This window comes from Dethiosulfatibacter aminovorans DSM 17477 (assembly GCF_900142005.1).
Taxonomy (GTDB): domain Bacteria; phylum Bacillota; class Clostridia; order Tissierellales; family Dethiosulfatibacteraceae; genus Dethiosulfatibacter; species Dethiosulfatibacter aminovorans.
The window spans coordinates 1-1,193 of record NZ_FQZL01000078.1; the positions used below are offsets into that span (position 1 = coordinate 1).

Below are 1,193 nucleotides of genomic sequence, written 5' to 3' on the forward strand. Positions count from 1 at the left end.
AAAAAAAAGCACAAGCAGGTTTCCGAAATGAGGAAAAAAAAGCGCTGATCGAATTTACCGGATCTGATTTGACGATAAAGAGACAGTGCCAGCTCCTTGCCCTGCCACGATCGACAGCATACCACAAACCAGTGGAGAAGGTCCCCTCAAGGGAAGAAATAGACATCAAGAATGCCATTGACCTTATCCATTACAAAGAGCCCTCCTACGGTTCTAGAAGAATACTGAACGAGCTTCACAAACGAGGCTACACCAAGATTGGAAGACGTCGTGTGAAGCGATATATGGAGGAAATGGACATAGTCGCATTCTACCCTGGCCCCAACCTTAGCAAGCGAGCAAAGATGGCCAAGACGTACCCTTATCTTCTCAGAAACATGAAGATTACAAGGCCTAATCAAGTTTGGTCCATTGATATCACATATATTGGAACCCCAACAGGTTTCGTTTACCTAACAGCAATTATTGATTGGTACTCACGCTTTATCGTAGGCTATTCAGTCAGCAATACCCTCCAGGCAGATACAGTAACAAGAGTTGTAAAAGACGCTGTAAGAATGCATGGAAAACCTGATATAATCAACAGCGACCAAGGCAGCCAGTTCACATCGAATGAGTATATTGACCTGATAAAGAGCCTTGACCATACTAGAATCAGCATGGACGGTAAAGGCCGAGCTACTGATAACATCGCAATTGAAAGATTCTTCAGATCCTTCAAATGGGAAAGACTATACCTGGCATATCCAGAAACCATTACAGAAGTAAAGACTCTAACCAGGCTATATATGGATCATTACAATTTCGATAGAGGTCATCAAAGCTATGACTATGATACGCCAGCTGATATCTATTACGGCAACTGTCTAAAAGCAGCCTGATATTGCAGAAAACCCTTCTGCTAACTAAAACAGATTTGGCTTGCGGACCATTTACTTGGAGAAGGCGATATGGTAGCCTTTTGAATCGCAGCGCCTACATGTTTCCGCCTTAGGCGAACTATCCATATCGACAGAGGCTCCATGTCAATGGCAAATCGGCACCAGATTTATTCAGTGCTCTAAATTAATGAATTAAAATTCTTTTAAAATCTATATATCTTAGGGTATGTTGATAAATCCGAAATCTTAAAACGAAAGGAGTTCATAACTTAGATAATTGGAATTTATGTCTTGACAAGCGGTACCATTATA

The 1,193-nt window shown here is 41.4% G+C and carries 1 protein-coding gene; it reads left to right on the forward strand.

The window, feature by feature from the left end:
- On the forward strand, positions 1 to 881 hold an 881-nt coding region (locus BUB05_RS18365; RefSeq protein ID WP_094763085.1), incomplete at its 5' end, for an IS3 family transposase.
- Between the last annotated feature and the right edge of the window lie 312 nt (positions 882 to 1,193).